This window comes from Flavobacterium chungangense LMG 26729, assembly GCF_000735715.2.
In the GTDB taxonomy this organism is placed as follows: Bacteria; Bacteroidota; Bacteroidia; order Flavobacteriales; family Flavobacteriaceae; genus Flavobacterium; species Flavobacterium chungangense.
This window is the reverse complement of sequence record NZ_JASY01000002.1, coordinates 65,766-83,375: the sequence shown is the minus strand read 5'-3', so window position 1 is coordinate 83,375 and position 17,610 is coordinate 65,766. Positions and strand designations below refer to the sequence as shown.

The following is a 17,610-nucleotide window of genomic DNA, read 5'->3' as shown; positions in this document are numbered from 1 at the left end:
AAGTGATTTCATACATTTAGCCCTTTAATTATACTATCTATGAAACCCTTTCTGTTTTTATTATGCTCCTTATACTCTGCTATTTGTTTCTCACAAACTGATTATAAAGCCTTTAACGATAAATATGAAGAATTTGCTTTTTATGCAAAGCCTAATAAAACAAATAAACTCTCCAAATATTTTGAAAAACAAATCAGTTCCAAATTAGTTAATGGCTACGATACTTACAAGACTAATGATAATATAACAAGCCTGAAAACTATTTCTTTAACTTTTAGATTTGACGAACAAAATAAAATAAAAAACATCATTGTAAATTCGCCTTATTCAGAATTAAATAAATGCATTCAGGAAGCTTTTAAGAATTATGATATTGAGGATTTAAATATTTCTGAAAAAAGCCCTCTTAATACATACGTATTACAAATACTTTCTTCAGAAGGTGATAAAATGGTAATTAATTGCAGCACTCATGTAGTATATGACAGAATTCCTATTGTTAAAGATTGCGAATCGTGTAAAGATAAATATAAACTATACAATTGTCTTAATAAACAAATTTCAGAACATGTTGCCAATACAATATCTCCTATTGAAATTAAGAAATCGAAACAATTAGGAATGATAAATTTAGAGGTCAAATTCTTAATTAATGAGCAAGGAATTATTGAACAAATAGATTGCAAAGCACCAACAGATAGTTTGACAAAGGAATTAAATCGAGTAGTTGGCTTATTTCCAAAAGTTAAGATTCCGGCGACTCGTAATGGTAAACCAATACATTTTATTTACAAAACAACAGTGAGTCTTCAAATAGATACTAATGATGAAAAATACAAAGAAGAAAGTTTAAAATACAAAGAAGAAAATTTAAAATTAATCGATACCTTATTAAATCTAAATAGTGAATTAGCCATTCATTTTAAAAACTATTTAAACCCAGAAGAACTTACAAAAGTTGTTTTTCCTTCAGGACAACGAGATATTTATTTAAGTTTTAATTTTAATAAAAATGGAAACCCAATAAATATTAAAACAAATTCGAATTTACCAGAGCTTAATAACAGACTTATTGAAATCTTTAAAAAATATTCATTCGAAAAATTAAATATTAGATCTACAAATATTTTAGAGTCTTACAGATATCCCATTATCGTTAAAAGATTTGATACTAAAACTATTAAAAGTACAGATAAGCCAACCGTTTTTATTCCACCAATATTTGATAAAAATTGTGGGAAATCCAAAAGCCCGGAAGAATTATCCGATTGTTTAGATCAAAATATTAAAGAAATAGTTGTTGGAAACTTTAAAAATAATATACGGCATAAAACTACATTAACAGGTATCATTCGAATTAGTTGTCATTTTCAAATAGATGCCAATGGTAATATTATAAACGTAAAAGCAACAGCTCCTAACCCATTAATCTGCAATGAACTTGAGCAAATAATTAAAAATATTCCCGCTGTATATAAACCTGCTTTTTTAAATGGAAAGGCTATAAAAACAAGTCACAATTATTCTTATCGTTTTAACAATGGAAAAATTGATGAATTTAAAAATCTAATTAGAACTTATTATAAAAGATGAGACAAAATTAATTAGTTTTTATTTATTTCCCAGGAATCTCATAAAACAATTCCTGGTTATAACAGGGTTTTATTTTTATTAGATTATTTTTTTAACTCTCTTTTAATTTTAGCAACAACTACCTCTGGCAATATTGACCTCATCGCATCATGATAACCCTCAACAATTTTATTTCCGTAAACAGAAGTTGGCAGTTTTGGATATTGGTTTCGATCTGAAGTTAATGCATTTTCCAAACTTTGGTTGAATGGTAAAAATCCGGCATATGGATGTGTGGCTCCCCAAAGTGTGACCACTTTTATACCCAACATTGCTGCAATATGGGCGTTTCCAGAATCCATAGAAAGCATGACATCCAGATTGCTTATCAATTGTAATTCCTGTTGGAATTTAATTTTACCTGCCACATTTATTACATTTTCAAACGGCTCTGAAAGTGAGTCCAGGATTTCGATTTCTTTTTTTCCTCCACCAAAAAGCAGGATTTTATTGTTTGGATTTTGTGCAAGTGCTGAAACAACTTCCTTCATTAAATCCAGAGGATAAACTTTAGAATCATATTGGGCAAAAGGTGCAATTCCGATTAGTTTTTGATAATTTTCTCCAATTAAATCTGTAATTTCTGCACTTAAAACAGCTTTTTCAGGGAAATCAGGATTTGATAAATCTAATGGAAAACCCAGTTCTTCAAACACTTTGGCATGCCTTTCAAACATCGTTGGCAATTGTTTGAAAATCTTCTTTTCTGCGCGGGTTAATTCTTTTTTTCCTTCACGTCCTTTATCAACAGTTGCTCTTTTTTTTCCGCTTAAAGCAAAAAGCAAACTCACAACCTTAGATCGTAAAACATTGTGAAGATCCGCAAAAGCATCGATTTGAAGCTGTTTCAAATCTCTGAATAATCTCAAAAGTCCGGGAAATCCTTTGTGTCTTTCTTTTTCATCAAAAGCAAAAAACTCCAGATTCAGAATTCCGTCAAAAAAAGGTTTAAAAAAAGGACGCGAAATAACGGTCAGTTTTACCGTTGGATATTGTTTTACAAACGCTCGTAAAACAGGAACCGTCATGGCGACATCTCCCATTGCGGATAGTCTCATGACGGCTATATGCTTGATTCTGTTGTTTGACAACTCTGCCAAATTATTTTTTATTTTGATATAAAACTGGATTCAAATCATCGTCGTTGTACATTTTCATTTGTTTGTACACTTTCATAAATTTCTCTCCATTTTCGATATCAGTAAGTAATTCTTCAATTGCTGTAGACAAGTCTGTTCTTTGCTCCAAAAGAATATTCAATTTTTCCTGACATTTATCTCTGTGTTCCTGTGTAGCTTCTGCACGAGTTGCTTCTTCGTTCATATGATAAATTTTCAATGCTAAAATTGACAATCTGTCAAAAGCCCAGGCAGGACTTTCAGAATTAATTTTTGCCCCGTCTTTTGCTTTGATATGACTGTATTTTTGCAAAAAGTAACTATCAATATATTCCACCATATCAGTACGTTCCTGATTAGAAGCATCAATTTTTCTTTTTAAAGTCAAAGCTGCTACAGGGTCAATTTGCGGATCACGTATAATATCTTCGTAATGCCATTGTACAGTATCTATCCAGTTTTTTAAATATAATAAATGCTCAAATTTGTCTTTAGGAAACGGATTGTTTATTGGTTGATCAACGCTGTCAAATTGATGATAATCTTTGATGCTTTGTTCGAAAACAGTATATGCTAATTTTGAAAACATGTCTTTATTTTTTAGAGTTACAAAGATACTTTTTATACTTTTATAGTACGATAAAAACCAATAATTTTTCGTCCCGGTATTCTTTACCGCTAATCATTCTAAAAACCTATTATGAAAATTCATAACATCTCTGAAAATAATAGTGTTCTAAATCACTTTTTAGGACAAATCAGAAACATAAATATTCAGAACGACAGTATGCGTTTTCGACGAAATATAGAACGAATAGGCGAAATTATGGCCTATGAACTGAGTAAAAATCTTTCCTATAAAAATGTCGAAATACAAACCCCTCTTGGTATCAAAAAAACTACTGAAATTGAAAATGATTTAGTCTTATGTTCTATTTTGAGAGCCGGACTACCACTTCATAATGGTTTTTTAAATTATTTTGACCATGCTGAAAACAGCTTTGTTTCTGCTTCCAGATATCATCCTAATAATGATGCTGAATTTGAAATTTTAGTCGAATATCAGGCACTCTCAAACTTAAACGATAAAACTGTCCTGCTTCTTGACCCAATGCTGGCTACAGGTCAATCTATAGTCGCAGTTCATGAAAAATTAGTTCAAAATGCTGTTCCAAAAGAGATTCATATTGTAGTCGTTATTGCCGCTCCGGAAGGAGTTGCATATCTTGAAAAAAAGCTTCCTGACAATTGTCATTTGTGGATTGCTGCCTTAGACGAAAAATTAAACGAGAAAAATTATATTGTTCCCGGACTTGGTGATGCCGGTGATCTTGCTTATGGAAATAAATTATAATTGAGAGAAAAAAGTAAACAAACTACAACAAATAAGTACATAAAACACAATTTCTTTATTTAGTTTTTGCTGCATATATTCAATATGGCTCGAGGCCATAATAGTCAACGGCGTAATACTAAACAATAATAAATCATTGCTTTTGTCTGGTGAAAGAATGAAAACAAAGACAGCAATAAAAAAACAAGCTACCACTTTTTTGTATGAAGTATGTACAATTTGAGGTCTGTCTGATAAGGTTGTTAACATTGAAACTACAAAAAACAAAACTACTGCAACATAGATTGAGAATGCACCATTTTCATAATTATTTTTAAAATACTCAATTCTTAAATCGAAAACTGCCCTATCCTGAATAAATTTTATGGCATCAAAATTAAACATTAAGGATGTCGTTAAAAATAATAATGCAACTCCTATAAGAGCAATAAAAGGTAAAATCCAATTTCTATAATCCCGGGATACATGAAAAATTATCGATATAAAAACCAATATCAGGAAAAGAACACACCAAAATTGAAATAACGAAGCCACTAAAATCCAAAAAGAAGCATCAAATATTTTTTCTTTTGAAGCCTTAAGCGATTGTAAAGAAATTAATCTTCGAAGTGCCAGCAAAATAAAAAAGTTAGCATATAATACATTTGGATTATTAAATATTGTTGGAAAAAACAATAAAAACAACAAATAGAAAAGTATAGCGTAACCATTGTCTTTACTGAGTCCGTTCTTTTTTACGATAAAATTTATCAGAAAAAAAGAAGCTAAAATAAAGCACAATAAACTTATTTTTTGAAACGCCAAAAAATAAGAACTCATCCATAATGGTCCCTGAATTTGAAACATAAAAAAGAAAACCAGTATCAAAATTACGACCAAAGAATAATTTAATGGCGTAGATTTTTTAAAAACACTTGTTATCATAAGGATATTTTATACTTTTGTGACTGTAAATATAATACTTGTTTAAAAAGGAAAACCAACAAGTTGAAAAAGATTCTTTTTGAATTTTGATTCAATGCGTTAAAAACAATAATAACATATAATTTTATAAATTATGACAGCTTTTTTCGAAGGAATTCAATACTTATTCGTTAACATTTTGTTTGCTCCTCTTGACTTTTTACGTCGTTTGGAATTAATTACATGGTTTGGTGCAAACACTATCAACTGGATTTTCATGATCATCTGTTCATGCGCAATCGTTTATTGGATTAAACAATTACGTATTTTTGATGATGCCGGGACAGAAAACCAAGATACAACAGCTCATTCATTTTTAAAATAAAAACCAAACCCTTTAATTAAAAAGGGCTTGTTGAATATTTTTAAAGTAAGTCGAAGCCGATATCTTTTCTAAAATACATCTTATCAAAGCTTAGTTTATCTATGTTTTGGTAAGATTTTTTTATGGCCTCCTGAAAATTATCTCCGTATGATGTTACTGCAATTACACGTCCTCCATTAGTAACGACATTTTCGCCATCTAATTTTGTTCCTGCATGAAAAACTATCGAATCTGTAATATTTTCTAAACCTGTAATCACTTTTCCTTTTTCGAAATCTTCAGGATATCCGCCAGAAACTACCATTACAGTTGTAGCACTTCTTGGATCAACTTCTAAATTAAAATCTCCTAATTTTTGATCTGCAACAGATAAAAACAATTCAACTAAATCAGATTTTAATCTCGGAACCACAACTTCCGTTTCAGGATCTCCCATTCTTACGTTGTATTCAATAACGATTGGTTCGTTTTTCACGTTGATTAAACCAATAAATACAAAACCTTTGTATTCGATTCCGTCTTTTTGGAAGCCTTCGATGGTTGGTTTTACGATACGGGTTTCAATTTTTTCCATTAAAACGGCATCCACATAAGGAACCGGAGAAACGGCTCCCATTCCGCCTGTGTTTAAACCTGTATCTCCTTCTCCAATTCGTTTGTAATCTTTTGCTGTTGGAAGAATTTTATAGTTTTTACCATCCGTTAAAACGAAACAGCTTAATTCGATTCCATCCAAAAATTCTTCTATAACTACTTTTGAACTTGCTGCTCCAAATTTAGCATGCACGAGCATGTTACGTAATTCTGTTTTTGCTCCTTCTAAATCCTGAATAATCAAAACCCCTTTTCCTGCTGCTAAACCATCTGCTTTTAAAACGTAAGGAGGTTGCAAAGTTTCCAAAAACTCGCATCCTTTCTCCACTGTTTCGGCAGTAAAACTGTCATAAGCAGCTGTTGGAATGTTATGTTTCATCAGGAATTCTTTTGCAAATTCCTTGCTTCCTTCTAATTGCGCCCCCAATTGAGATGGCCCAATAACCGGAATATTTTTTAAACTTTCGTCATTTTTGAAATAGTCGTAAATACCTTTTACCAACGGATCTTCAGGTCCTACAACTACTAAACTTATATTTTCTTTAAGTACTAAAGCTTTTACTGCTTCAAAATCTGTTGCAGATATTGCTACATTTTCAGCAATCGCAGCAGTTCCTGCATTTCCAGGTACTACAAAAAGTTTTTCGCAAAGCGGGCTCTGAGTCATTTTCCATGCAAATGCATGCTCTCTTCCGCCTGATCCCAATAATAAAATTGTCATGGTGTAGTTGTATTTAGTTGTGGTGCAAAAATACTTGCTTTTGTACGTAAAAAATAATTAAATCTTTAAAAAGTTGTTCGTTCCGCACTGTTAGTAAATCCTAAACATTATTTTTGATGAAAATATGCTGAAAAAATGATTCGCCTTTTTGATATTTCTCTTCAATTAAATGGTTTTCCAATAAAGAAAGCCAAAGCCGAATTGGATAAAATTATTCATTTTTCTGAAGAAGAATTTGCTTCGTTTCTGGAAAATAAAAAAGCAGAAATTGTTGATTTTCATCTCAAAAATAACTCTTTTTACGCAGCATTAGCCGGAAATACAATTGCTGAAAATTGGAAAAACCTTCCTGTTTTAAACAAACAAAATTTACAAAAACCTCTTGAAGAAAGACTTTCAAAAGGGTATTCTAAAAAAAACATTTACCTCAACAAAACTTCCGGATCGAGCGGAACTCCTTTTGTTTTTGCTAAAGATAAATATTCGCATGCTTTGACCTGGGCTTCAAATATGATGCGTTTTGGTTGGTTCGGTATTGATTTTAATCAATCGTATCAGGCTCGATTTTACGGAATTCCAATGGGTTTTATCGGATATCAAAAAGAACGTTTCAAAGATTTTTTAACCCATCGTTTTCGTTTCCCGGTTTTTGATTTATCTGATGCAGTTCTGGAAAAATTTCTGCAGAAATTCAAAACCAAAAAATTCGATTACCTCAACGGATATACCAGTTCTATCGTTTTATTTGCTAAATATCTGGAACAAAAAAATATGGTTTTAAACGAAATTTGTCCAACTCTGAAAGCTTGCTTTGTTACTTCAGAAATGCTTTTTGAATCGGATAAAAAACTTCTCGAAAGACAATTCGGCATTCCAATTATCAGTGAATATGGTGCCTCTGAACTGGATTTGATTGCTTTTGAAAATCCTCAGGGAGAATGGCAGGTAAATGCTGAAACATTATTTGTCGAAATTTTAGATGAAAATAATAATCCTGTTCCACATGGAACAGAAGGTAAAATTGTGATTACTTCACTCTTCAATAAAGCAAATCCATTCATAAGATATGAAATTGGCGACATTGGAATTTTGGATGAAAAGAGCACTCCTCAAAAACCAATTCTAAAAAAGCTCATTGGAAGAACCAATGATGTTGCCATTTTGCCAAGCGGTAAAAAATCCCCGGGATTGACATTTTATTATGTAACCAAAAGCATTATCGAAGATGATGGAAATGTAAAAGAATTTATCATCAAACAAACCAAATTAGATACTTTTGAAATTGAATATGTTTCTGAAAAAGAATTAGTTTCAGAACAAATTCAAAAAATAAAAGAAGCCATTGATTTATATCTGGAACCAAATCTAAACTTCACTTTTACCAGAAAAACTGTTTTAGAAAGAACCAATCGAGGCAAACTAAAACAATTCAAATCTTTTTTATAATATAAATAAAATCTTACATTTGTTTTTAATTTAAAAACTTATGGCTGATCAATCTTTACTCTCTGAAGAAACAATTTCTAATAAAATATACTTTATTCGCGGACACAAAGTGATGCTGGATAGCGATTTGGCTTCCCTTTATGATGTCGAAACTAAAAGACTAAATGAACAGGTTAAAAGAAATTTATCTTGATTTCCTGAAGACTTCATGTTTCAACTAACTGAAAATGAATACAATTCTTCAAGGTCGCAAATTGCGACCTTGAAGAATGGAAGAGGTTCAAATTTAAAATACCTTCCTTATGCCTTTGCCGAACATGGGATATTAATGCTTTCAAGTGTATTAAAAAGCGACAAAGCCATTCAAACCAATATACAAATCATGAGAATTTTTACAAAAGTAAGACAAATGCTTTTGGACACAACTGAAATTAAAGTTGATATTCTTCAGATTCAAAAGAAGTTAGAAAATCATGATAAAAATATAGAATTGGTATTTTCTTATTTAGATGAATTAACTGAAAAGAAAGAAAATGAAGAGGAAAGAGTAAAAATTGGATATAAAAAAGTAATTCTTTAAGGTTATAAATGTGTACTTAAAACTAAATCTTCTTTATATATCGGCGTTTTACAATCAACTGCGTATACAAAAACCTTATCATCAGCAAAACAGCAAACACAAAATTATATCCGTGGAATTGGCTGTAAACCCCAAAGTTATGTTTGATTAATTTGAATTTTGAAGAGGAAACAGAATCCTTTCTAATTCTATAAAAAGCCAGAGATTCCGGGACAGGTTTTGCCGTTTTTATTTGTTTTAAAATCGTAAGCCATATTCTCCAATCTTGCCTTTTTTGGGACGTTTCCAAAATAATTTTGCCAAAATAATCTGTGTCGTAAATGGCTGTCAAATTGCCAACATAGTTGCAGAAAAACAACTGTTTGTAAGTTAATGGATTTGGTGATTCAACTCTTCTGTTTAAATCATTTCCCATTTCATCAATAGAATCATAAAAACTAAATGTGAATGGCAGATTATTTGTTTTTAAAAACTGAATCTGTTTTTCTAACTTCTCAGGAAACCACAAATCATCGGCATCTAAGTAGGCAATATATTTCCCTGTTGCTTTTTCTAAAGCGGTGTTTCGGGCAAAACCATTTCCACGATTTTCCGGTAATTTATAGAGTTTTATTCGGCTGTCTTTTTGAGCAAATTCTTCAATTATGTAAATTGTGTGATCAGTTGATGCATCATCGGCCAAAATCATTTCCCAGTTTTGATAACTTTGATTCAGTACAGACTGCAGCGTTTCCCGAATATATTTTTCGGCATTATATGTGGGTGTTATGATAGAAACTAACTCACTCATCAATATGCTTTTTCATCACCTTTAATGATATGGTAAATCGTAATTACAATAATTTTCAAGTCTAATAAAATAGACCAGTTTTCGATATAAAAAATATCATATTTTACCCTGTTTATAATATCATAATCAGATTCGATTTCTCCACGAAAACCTTTTACCTGTGCTAAGCCTGTAATTCCGGGTTTTATAAAATGGCGCACCATAAATTTATCTACTTTAAGTATATATTCCTGATTATAGCTTACCATGTGCGGTCTTGGTCCGACTACTGACATCTCTCCCCGTAAAACATTAAAAAACTGTGGTAGCTCATCAATACTGGTTTTTCTAATAAACTTTCCAATTTTAGTAACTCTGGGGTCGTTTTTAGAAACCTGATTTGTATAGGTTTCATTGGTTATTTCCATTGATCGAAATTTATAACAATTGAATTCCTTGTTATTGAGTCCGTTACGCCTTTGTCTGAGTAAAATTGGTCCCTTAGATTCCAGTTTAATTAAAACTCCTAAAATTGGAAGAATCCATGAAAGAACACCCAAAATAATTACTATTGAAAAAGTAACATCGAAAGTTCGTTTCATTATTTTATACAAATTTTCATCTAGTCGAATACTCCTAAGTGCAATTACAGGAATATAATCATAATATTGTAAGATGAAATTTCTAAAAAATATTTGATTCCCATCAGGAATAAACTTTAATGTCTTCAAATTACTGTCAGCAAAATCAATAAGTGCATTCATCTGATCCTGAGATAATCCAATAATAGAACAATACATTTCGTCCATATTTTTATTCATCACGAATTCAAACATTTCTTCAATATGCTCATCTTTTACTTCTTCAAATTCAAAAACATGAATCAGTTCATATCCATAATCAGGATTCTCTGTAAAAAAATATTTTAAAGGCGAAATACTTGCTTTATTACCTAACAACACAACTCTCCTGTGATTTCCACCAAAAACAACGCGATAAGTCTGTAGGAAATAATAGATTGAAAACTTAATAAATAAGATAAGAATAAATATAAACCATAAATAAAACAACAACGTTCTAAAACTGGTTTGCTTAGCATAAAAGAAGGCAAGTGCAAAAACTACAAAACCAAATAAGCAGGCTTGTTTTAAAGCACAATTTAAAATTGCAATTACTTTTGTATAACGATATACTTCGTAAAAACCTAAATCAGAAGCAATACCAATCCAACCGACATTTAATACGATTAAAAATAAAATTTGATTTTCAGGAAAATGCGCTATATAAACCGCAAAAAAATTGATAATAAGCAAATCAATCAAATAGGAGAATGGCCGAATATAGCCTGAATATTTTCCTGTTTTTGTCCGCATTTATTTTATATAATTTGAAAAATCTTTATGCTCTTCTTTTGAAAGTTCTTCTTTTGAAAGTGATTTAAAATAATCATACGTAATTTTCATTCCTTCTGCGCGGTTTACTTTGGCTTCCCATCCTAATAATTCTTTTGCTTTTGTAGTGTCCGGCTGGCGTTGCAGAGGGTCATTAATAGGTAATGGATGGTAAACTACTTTTTGGTTTGTCCCGGTAAGTTTTATAATTTCTTCAGCAAAATCCTTAATAGTTATTTCATCCGGATTCCCAATATTAACCGGATATACATAATCTGAATGCAATAATCTGTATATTCCTTCAACCTGATCGTCTACATAACAAAACGAACGGGTTTGCATACCATCTCCAAAAATCGTTAAATCTTCTCCACGAAGTGCCTGACCAATAAAAGCCGGAATTACGCGGCCATCATTAAGACGCATTCTTGGTCCGTAAGTATTAAAAATACGAACGATTCTGGTTTCAACACCATGAAAAGTGTGGTAAGCCATTGTTATGGATTCCTGAAAACGTTTTGCTTCATCATAAACTCCGCGAGGTCCAATAGTGTTTACGTTTCCGTAATATTCTTCTGTTTGCGGATGGACTAAAGGGTCTCCATATACTTCAGAAGTAGAGGCAATTAAAATTCTTGCTTTTTTTACACGAGCCAAACCTAATAAATTATGAGTTCCTAATGATCCTACTTTTAAGGTTTGAATTGGAATTTTTAAATAATCAATTGGGCTTGCAGGCGAAGCAAAATGCAAAATATAGTCTAATTCGCCCGGAATATGTACAAATTTTGTAATGTCGTGATGGTAAAACTCAAAATGTTCTAACTTAAACAGATGTTCAATATTTTTAAGATCTCCTGTAATCAGGTTATCCATTCCAATAACATAATAGCCTTCTTTGATAAACCGATCACACAAATGTGATCCTAAAAATCCTGCAGCACCTGTAATAAGTATTCTTTTCATATTGATTTGTTTCCAAAAGCAAATTTACTTTTTTCAATTTTATAAAAATAAATTTAGCATTTATCTTTTTTCTATTATTGACTAAACTTTTGAATGTTGATTATTTATTATTAAAAATTTGTTCCAGAATTTTAATCGTAATTAGATAAGTTGGCTTTACTCCTGTAGTTCCTAATCCACCTGAAGCCAGTGTACTTCCTGTTTCCAACGGATTATCCGAAGCATAATAAGCATAACGAACTTTGATATCATGAGGGACACTTTTTCTAATTTTTGATGCCGACTGAATGGCCTTTTGGTAATAAGAGCCTTCCATTTCCAGACCAATAACACCCCAGGTCGATTCGTGGAAAAACTTAAGCAAATCTCTGTTTTGCAATGAAGTTCCTAAAACGGTAACCATTGCTCCTTCATAAACAGCAATATCGTTTCCTTCGAACATAGCGCCGGTTAATTCATTTTCGAAGAAATAATTATCTGCAGTTCCTTCATTTATATGTGCTGACGGAATCATGATATCTCCTTTTCCACCTTCCAGAATTCCGGCTTTACCCATAATCGAAACAGATTTTACGTTCAGTAAGGTTTCTTTTTTAAATGGTTTTAAAAGTTCATCGATAGTTTCATATGCCTGTTCGCCAAAAGCATAATCCATTACTATTAAAACAGGTTTTTCTTCGTCAATGTTTGCATAAGAAAATGCGGTTTTAGACCAGTCAATTTTGGCTGTATCAAAAATCTGTACATCAATATTTGTCCCTGATGTGTCAGGTAGTGAAATCATTCCGTTTTTTAAAGCTAATTCTTCAACCTGACTTCTAATTTCTTTTGATCCCGAACTGCTCAATTCTTCATAAATAAAGAAATCTGATTTGCCTTTATACTTTGCTGTTAACAAAGGTGTTGCAAAAATTGAATTCATTACGCTGTGCATATTCGCACTAATTACATGAATAGGACGTTTTAAAAGATTATTTGCTTTTAAAACTTCCTTAATATTTGTTGCCCAGATTTCTCCGTGAATATGGTGACCCAAACGCTCGCGTAAAACCGGACTAAAAGTTATTGTTCGTTTATTGTTTTCAATAATTTCTTCGATAGCTAATTTTCCAAGCCAATAAATTACATGAAGGAAACGATCCGGTGCATTTTCTGACCCAAAAGCGTCATAAATATCTAAAACTTCTTCGAATGTTCTGGCTAAAATATTGGCCACATGCGATATTGCTTTTTCCCTTTCTACCAGAGGCAGTTTTTTGGTTTGCATTACAGCTTGTTCTAATTTTAACCAGTCACGCGAAACTTCACCTCCGTCATCTAATAAAACCCTGTTTTTAATTTTATGAGATTCGATGAAAATAAAAGTTAAATGCGTTAAAATATCATAAATATCAGAGCGGCCTCGTGTGATTTCAACATTCATCTGTTCCTCATCAATGCGGTAGCAATTTCTTCTTCTTTTTGGAGGAACAATGGGCTGAAAATGTGATTTTGAATATCCTTCATCTGAAGTTAAATTAATAAAACGGCATTGCTCAATTCCTATTGGAAGACGTTCTATAACATATAAAAGCCCATTTAGTTCAACTTTTTCTTCACCAATATTTCCATAAATTTCAGGGCGTAAAGCCAATAATGATTCCCGCAGGCTATCGCCTGACACACCCATTGGCTTATAAAAACCACGATTGAATAAATGGCGCATTGTAATGTACATTTTTTCGATCGCTGCAGATGATTCCTGCGCTCTTGATCTTGATATATGTTTAGTTTCTTTCATGTTTTTTTATTTTTAAAATCCTCTTTAAAAAGAAGACTATTCAGGAACATAATGTAAGGAAAGTTATGAATTATCTGTTTAATTCATTCAAAATAGTTTTTATCAAATTGTTAGAAGAACTGTTTCTCTATTTCAAATTATCCGCTATATCCCTATTATTTGATAACCTTGGCAATTTATTCTGTCCGCCTAATTTTCCCTGCGATTTCATGTATTCCTGAAATCCGTTTTTAGAAACTTTGGTTATAACTACTTTCTGCAAAACATTTCCTGTAATTAAATCATCGTAATAAATGTTTTGTTTTCGCATCGAATCGTCGATTGCTTCTGCAAAAGATAGTATATTTTCCGGTTCATTTTCAAATTCTATAAGCCACTCGTGATAAGGCAATCCTTTTGATGGATTAATTTGTGGTGCTACTGTAAATTCGTTAATGACAATTTTGGTTCCTGCTGTCGCTTCTTTCATGGCATTTTCGACTTCGTTTGCAATAACATGTTCTCCAAAAGCAGAAATATAATGCTTGATTCTGCCTGACACAATTACGCGATGCGGAAATAAAGTCGTAAATTTAACGGTATCGCCAATATTATAACGCCAAAGCCCTGCATTTGTAGAAATAATCAAAACATAATTTACATCTATTTCTACTTCACCAACGGTATGACTTTTTGGGTTTTCTTCAAAAAATTCATCTGCTTTTATAAACTCATAGAAAATTCCGGAGTTAAGTAACAAGAGCATTCCTTTTTCTTTTTGAGAATCCTGATAGGCAAAAAATCCTTCAGAAGCAGGAAATAGCTCAATACTGTCTACTTTTCTGCCAATCATATTTTCAAATTTAGCCCGATAAGGCTCATAATTTACTCCTCCATAAATAAACAGGTTAAAGTTCTTAAATATATCACCTATTTTCTTTCCACCGCTTTTTTGCTGTAATCGCTCAAAATACATTTGTACCCATGATGGAATTCCGGAAATTACAGACATATCTTCTTTTATTGTTTCATCAACAATAGCATCAACTTTGCTTTCCCAGTCTTCAATGCAATTGGTTTCCCATGATGGCATTCTGTTTTTCTGCAGGTATTTCGGTACAAAATGAGCAACAATTCCTGAAAGTCTTCCAAAATTTATTCCGTGCTTTTCAGTCAAAATTGGACTTCCCTGCAAAAAGATCATTTTACCATCAACAAAATCTGCATTTCCTGTTTCGTTGATATAATGCAAAATAGCATTACGTGCCGCATTGATATGAGAAGGCATTGATTCCCTGGTTAGCGGAATATATTTGGCTCCGGATGTTGTTCCGGAAGTTTTGGCAAAATAAATAGGTTTTCCCTTCCAAAGAATATTTTCCTTACCTAATTTTACTTTTTCGATATACGATTTTAAATCTTCATAATCCCGAATTGGAACGTTCTTTTGAAAATCTGTAATTGTTTTTATAGTATCAAAATGATGATCTTTTCCAAATTCGGTTGCTTTGGCCTTCTCAATCAAAATTTTAAAAACTTTCAGCTGAGTTTCAACCGGTTTATTAGACCATACCCTTGTTTGATTGTATATTTTTCGTGCAAATATTTTTGCTGCTATAGATTTAATTGACATTTTGTGTGTATTATTTCTTTTTGTTTGCTTTATTACCGCCCGACTCCTTCTCTATTTTGGAAACTTCTTCTCTAAGTTTAATTTCTTCTTCAGAAGCCTTCATATTGGTTATCTGTATTTCCTCAGATTCAGCTAAAATAGAGTCTTTGTTGAACTTTGCATATTCTAATTCACCTGTCAATACTTTTTGAATCGATTTGATATAGGCTTCATTTTTCTTTAATGAAGTTGTTAATGAATCAGACTTTATAGCTAATTCTAAAGCATTTTTTTTTAACTGTGTTGACGAATATCCGGGTATAAATTCACGCAAAGGAGTGAATGCAATGATAAAAGTAGTAATGAGAATTAAGAATATTCCGCCTAAAGAAAAAACAACAAAAACATTCATTAAAGTAAGTCTGAACGAAAAAATTTCTTCAAATGTATTTTCATTCAAAATTACCAATCGGTTTTTTACGAACAATTTTTTTCTGAAGTTCTTTTTTTTCTTGGTCATTGCGGATGTTTATACTCGCAAATATAACAATTATTACATTTGGTGGTATCTGTCAAATTTGATACAATACTTCTTATTTTTTTATTTTATAAAATATTTAACGCTCTTCAAAATAAACATTTTAGTCTAAAAACTATTCTGATACGTATATTCTATATACATTTGCAACAAAAATTTATAAATTGCTTCGGCATTAATTTTACTATTATGGGAAGATTTGGCGTTACAGAAATCCTTATTATATTGGCAGTTGTTTTATTACTTTTTGGAGGTAAAAAAATTCCGGAATTAATGAAAGGACTAGGAAGCGGAATTAAAGAATTTAAAAACGCAGCCAAAGACGATCAACCTACTGCTAAAAAAGAAGAAGAAGAAGTTAAATAAAACTCTGTAAGAGAGTATTTTGAATCCCAACTGAAATCATAATGGTTTTAGTTGGGATTTTTTATGTCCAATTTTTAAATTACTTATATTCAAAAGCTTGCATTCTTGAAGGATTTTTCCTGAAAATAAAAATTTGCAAACGAAAATAATTAGTAATTATTATAATTTAATAAATAAAACGCATAAATAATTTATCCATATTGATGTTTTTATTATTTTTACCATAATTTTTTACTAATAAAACATTTATTATGATTGATTTAACACGTAGAAATTTTATCAAAAATGTTGGATTTATAGGGGCTACAACTCTTTTTTGCGGCAGTTCACTCCTTGCTCAGAATACCTTCGGATCTTTTTCGGATTTCGGCAATGAAAACGAAAATATTTTATCCCAATTCTCAAAATCATCTTGTACTGATGTTTTTTTATCAGATTCTGCACTTTTAGAATGTTATAAAAATGCAGCCTTCGGATTGGAAAAAACCGGATACAAACTTTCAGGAAATTTTTGTTACAACTCAGCTGATAATCAACTAAAAATGTTTCCGATGCATCTTCTCGTAGATGGCTCCGGAAAATTAGACGATGTTTTATTATGTCTTGGTAAAAACTCAAACGGAGAATGGAATTCTTTAAGATCATTATCGGGATTTGATTTGGAAGCCATTTCTATGGCTATGAAAGAATTAAGTAAAAAAAATAATGCTGCTGATTTGACACAGTATTTATTACCGGCTCCTGTAAAACAAGTAAACCCGTATGGTTTTGAAACCAAAAGAGGAAGTGTATTTTTAAAAACCCACCTTTCAGATAATCATACTTCAATAGAAATGGTTGTAACTGAAGGATCTCATGTTGTGTTTCAAAAAGAAATAATATCCCGACATAACTTTACTGTGAATTCAATTTTGGTTTAACAAAAATTCAAAAAATAACATCTAAAATATCTCATTATGGCAGAACCATTTTTAGCTGAAACCCGAATTATGTCATTTAATTTTGCTCCTAAAGGATGGGCAATGTGTAATGGACAATTTTTACCTATAAACCAAAATCAGGCGTTATTCTCTTTGTTAGGAACATCTTTTGGCGGCAACGGACAAACTACTTTTGCTCTGCCTGATTTACGAGGTAGAACCCCAATTCATTTTGGGAATAATTTTATGCTCGGTCAAAGAGGGGGCGAAGAGGCCCATACATTAACTATTAATGAACTGCCGGCACATCAACATAATTTAAACAATACCAATCAGGCTGTAAGTACAAATGTTCCTAATTCTGGCACAAGTATGTTAGGCAACACGGCTCCGAATCAGGTTTACAACACAGCCGGCCAAAATCTGGCAGCTATGAACCCTGCTTCTGTTTCTAATGTAGGCGGCAGTCAGCCCCACCTGAATATGCAGCCTTTTCTAACATTGAATTTTTGTATCGCCTTACAAGGAATATTTCCTTCCCAGAATTAATAATAAC

General features: G+C 31.7%; 17 protein-coding genes and 1 pseudogene. 8 read left to right on the top strand and 10 right to left on the bottom strand.

Going from position 1 to position 17,610, the window contains the following annotated elements:
* Window positions 1–39: 39 nt before the first annotated feature.
* Complete coding sequence (locus JE46_RS03425) at window positions 40–1,593, top strand: hypothetical protein (protein ID WP_031453863.1); 1,554 nt, start codon at window positions 40–42, stop codon at window positions 1,591–1,593.
* Window positions 1,594–1,676: 83 nt separating this feature from the next.
* On the opposite strand, the gene JE46_RS03420 is transcribed toward JE46_RS03425, so the two are convergent.
* Both JE46_RS03420 and JE46_RS03415 read right to left on the bottom strand, forming a co-directional pair.
* Entirely contained in the window at window positions 1,677–2,690 is a 1,014-nt protein-coding gene (locus JE46_RS03420) for a glycosyltransferase family 9 protein (RefSeq protein WP_031453862.1), read from the bottom strand.
* Window positions 2,691–2,733: 43 nt separating this feature from the next.
* Entirely contained in the window at window positions 2,734–3,339 is a 606-nt protein-coding gene (locus JE46_RS03415; RefSeq protein ID WP_031453861.1) for a DUF4254 domain-containing protein, read from the bottom strand.
* Between the two features lie 111 nt (window positions 3,340–3,450).
* Between JE46_RS03415 and upp the strand changes: the two genes are divergently transcribed.
* Window positions 3,451–4,104, top strand: a complete 654-nt coding sequence (gene upp / locus JE46_RS03410) for a uracil phosphoribosyltransferase (RefSeq protein ID WP_031453860.1) — start codon at window positions 3,451–3,453, stop codon at window positions 4,102–4,104.
* Here upp and JE46_RS03405 read toward each other — a convergent pair.
* Window positions 4,099–5,028, bottom strand: coding sequence for a DUF6427 family protein (locus JE46_RS03405; RefSeq protein ID WP_031453859.1), 930 nt, complete (start codon window positions 5,026–5,028; stop codon window positions 4,099–4,101). The genes upp and JE46_RS03405 overlap by 6 nt on opposite strands.
* Before the next feature lie 133 nt (window positions 5,029–5,161).
* Between JE46_RS03405 and JE46_RS03400 the strand changes: the two genes are divergently transcribed.
* A complete protein-coding gene (locus JE46_RS03400) occupies window positions 5,162–5,392 on the top strand; it encodes a DUF6341 family protein (RefSeq protein WP_031453858.1) in 231 nt (76 codons plus the stop codon).
* 40 nt (window positions 5,393–5,432) lie between these two features.
* On the opposite strand, the gene purD is transcribed toward JE46_RS03400, so the two are convergent.
* On the bottom strand, window positions 5,433–6,707 hold the full coding sequence (gene purD / locus JE46_RS03395; protein WP_031453857.1) for a phosphoribosylamine--glycine ligase: 1,275 nt from the start codon (window positions 6,705–6,707) through the stop codon (window positions 5,433–5,435).
* A 135-nt stretch (window positions 6,708–6,842) separates the two neighbouring features.
* On the opposite strand from purD, the gene JE46_RS03390 reads away from it, so the two are divergent.
* Together JE46_RS03390 and JE46_RS03385 are read left to right on the top strand one after the other, a co-directional pair.
* Complete coding sequence (locus JE46_RS03390) at window positions 6,843–8,153, top strand: phenylacetate--CoA ligase family protein (RefSeq protein ID WP_031453856.1); 1,311 nt, start codon at window positions 6,843–6,845, stop codon at window positions 8,151–8,153.
* 40 nt (window positions 8,154–8,193) lie between these two features.
* Window positions 8,194–8,733, top strand: a pseudogene (locus tag JE46_RS03385) (ORF6N domain-containing protein).
* A 22-nt stretch (window positions 8,734–8,755) separates the two neighbouring features.
* Here JE46_RS03385 and JE46_RS03380 read toward each other — a convergent pair.
* From JE46_RS03380 to JE46_RS03355, 6 genes are all read right to left on the bottom strand, one after another.
* A complete protein-coding gene (locus JE46_RS03380; protein ID WP_031453855.1) occupies window positions 8,756–9,523 on the bottom strand; it encodes a glycosyltransferase family 2 protein in 768 nt (255 codons plus the stop codon).
* The gene (locus JE46_RS03375) at window positions 9,523–10,875 is read right to left on the bottom strand and encodes an exopolysaccharide biosynthesis polyprenyl glycosylphosphotransferase (RefSeq protein ID WP_031453854.1); all 1,353 of its coding nucleotides are present in this window, start codon (window positions 10,873–10,875) and stop codon (window positions 9,523–9,525) included. Before JE46_RS03375 ends, JE46_RS03380 begins: the two co-directional genes overlap by 1 nt.
* Window positions 10,876–11,859 (bottom strand): UDP-glucuronic acid decarboxylase family protein, encoded by a 984-nt coding sequence (locus tag JE46_RS03370; protein ID WP_031453853.1) that lies wholly within the window; start codon window positions 11,857–11,859, stop codon window positions 10,876–10,878.
* A gap of 100 nt (window positions 11,860–11,959) precedes the next feature.
* Window positions 11,960–13,639, bottom strand: a complete 1,680-nt coding sequence (locus JE46_RS03365; RefSeq protein WP_031453852.1) for a DUF6909 family protein — start codon at window positions 13,637–13,639, stop codon at window positions 11,960–11,962.
* A gap of 127 nt (window positions 13,640–13,766) precedes the next feature.
* Window positions 13,767–15,251 carry a GH3 auxin-responsive promoter family protein gene (locus JE46_RS03360; RefSeq protein ID WP_031453851.1) on the bottom strand — a complete coding sequence of 495 codons (1,485 nt, stop codon included), beginning with the start codon at window positions 15,249–15,251 and terminating at the stop codon, window positions 13,767–13,769.
* Window positions 15,252–15,261: 10 nt separating this feature from the next.
* On the bottom strand, window positions 15,262–15,750 hold the full coding sequence (locus JE46_RS03355; protein ID WP_031453850.1) for a hypothetical protein: 489 nt from the start codon (window positions 15,748–15,750) through the stop codon (window positions 15,262–15,264).
* Window positions 15,751–15,957: 207 nt separating this feature from the next.
* Between JE46_RS03355 and tatA the strand changes: the two genes are divergently transcribed.
* From tatA to JE46_RS03340, 3 genes are all read left to right on the top strand, one after another.
* Window positions 15,958–16,134 carry a twin-arginine translocase TatA/TatE family subunit gene (gene tatA / locus JE46_RS03350; protein ID WP_031453849.1) on the top strand — a complete coding sequence of 59 codons (177 nt, stop codon included), beginning with the start codon at window positions 15,958–15,960 and terminating at the stop codon, window positions 16,132–16,134.
* A gap of 251 nt (window positions 16,135–16,385) precedes the next feature.
* On the top strand, window positions 16,386–17,054 hold the full coding sequence (locus JE46_RS03345; protein ID WP_031453848.1) for a hypothetical protein: 669 nt from the start codon (window positions 16,386–16,388) through the stop codon (window positions 17,052–17,054).
* 36 nt (window positions 17,055–17,090) lie between these two features.
* Complete coding sequence (locus tag JE46_RS03340; protein ID WP_031453847.1) at window positions 17,091–17,603, top strand: phage tail protein; 513 nt, start codon at window positions 17,091–17,093, stop codon at window positions 17,601–17,603.
* Window positions 17,604–17,610 lie beyond the last annotated feature (7 nt).

Coding starts and splice junctions, on each gene's coding strand:
- JE46_RS03425 (WP_031453863.1), top strand. CDS start 40: ATGAAACCCTTTCTGTTTTTATTATGCTCCTTATACTCTGCTATTTGT.
- JE46_RS03420 (WP_031453862.1), bottom strand. CDS start 2,690: ATGAGACTATCCGCAATGGGAGATGTCGCCATGACGGTTCCTGTTTTA.
- JE46_RS03415 (WP_031453861.1), bottom strand. CDS start 3,339: ATGTTTTCAAAATTAGCATATACTGTTTTCGAACAAAGCATCAAAGAT.
- upp (WP_031453860.1), top strand. CDS start 3,451: ATGAAAATTCATAACATCTCTGAAAATAATAGTGTTCTAAATCACTTT.
- JE46_RS03405 (WP_031453859.1), bottom strand. CDS start 5,028: ATGATAACAAGTGTTTTTAAAAAATCTACGCCATTAAATTATTCTTTG.
- JE46_RS03400 (WP_031453858.1), top strand. CDS start 5,162: ATGACAGCTTTTTTCGAAGGAATTCAATACTTATTCGTTAACATTTTG.
- purD (WP_031453857.1), bottom strand. CDS start 6,707: ATGACAATTTTATTATTGGGATCAGGCGGAAGAGAGCATGCATTTGCA.
- JE46_RS03390 (WP_031453856.1), top strand. CDS start 6,843: ATGATTCGCCTTTTTGATATTTCTCTTCAATTAAATGGTTTTCCAATA.
- JE46_RS03380 (WP_031453855.1), bottom strand. CDS start 9,523: ATGAGTGAGTTAGTTTCTATCATAACACCCACATATAATGCCGAAAAA.
- JE46_RS03375 (WP_031453854.1), bottom strand. CDS start 10,875: ATGCGGACAAAAACAGGAAAATATTCAGGCTATATTCGGCCATTCTCC.
- JE46_RS03370 (WP_031453853.1), bottom strand. CDS start 11,859: ATGAAAAGAATACTTATTACAGGTGCTGCAGGATTTTTAGGATCACAT.
- JE46_RS03365 (WP_031453852.1), bottom strand. CDS start 13,639: ATGAAAGAAACTAAACATATATCAAGATCAAGAGCGCAGGAATCATCT.
- JE46_RS03360 (WP_031453851.1), bottom strand. CDS start 15,251: ATGTCAATTAAATCTATAGCAGCAAAAATATTTGCACGAAAAATATAC.
- JE46_RS03355 (WP_031453850.1), bottom strand. CDS start 15,750: ATGACCAAGAAAAAAAAGAACTTCAGAAAAAAATTGTTCGTAAAAAAC.
- tatA (WP_031453849.1), top strand. CDS start 15,958: ATGGGAAGATTTGGCGTTACAGAAATCCTTATTATATTGGCAGTTGTT.
- JE46_RS03345 (WP_031453848.1), top strand. CDS start 16,386: ATGATTGATTTAACACGTAGAAATTTTATCAAAAATGTTGGATTTATA.
- JE46_RS03340 (WP_031453847.1), top strand. CDS start 17,091: ATGGCAGAACCATTTTTAGCTGAAACCCGAATTATGTCATTTAATTTT.